The organism is Natrinema limicola JCM 13563 (genome assembly GCF_000337475.1).
GTDB classification, from domain to species: Archaea; Halobacteriota; Halobacteria; order Halobacteriales; family Natrialbaceae; genus Natrinema; species Natrinema limicola.
In genome coordinates, this window is sequence record NZ_AOIT01000004.1 from 1 (window position 1) to 274 (window position 274).

The 274-nt window shown below is 59.1% G+C and carries 1 pseudogene; it reads right to left on the minus strand.

Annotated elements, in window-relative coordinates:
• A pseudogene (locus tag C476_RS00025) lies at positions 1-274 on the minus strand (helix-turn-helix domain-containing protein); the annotation flags it as partial.

Below are 274 nucleotides of genomic sequence, written 5' to 3' on the forward strand. Positions count from 1 at the left end.
GGGCGTTCCGAGGCGTTCGACGGTGAGCGACAACCCCTCTCGGAGGTTCTCACTGACTTCCTCGTGAATCACCGATACTGTCCCGTTGATAAGCAACTGCCACCGGTACTGGTTGCCACGCCGTTCCGTGCGCATTATCAATCCTTCACCGATGTGCTTCGCCGCGACGAGCGGAATCGACCGTGGGTCGTCGCCTTCACGACGAAGCCAATGAATTTTCCGCGATTCGGCGTTCGACGAGAGGATCGTGTACTCGTACTCGGACACGGGCGCA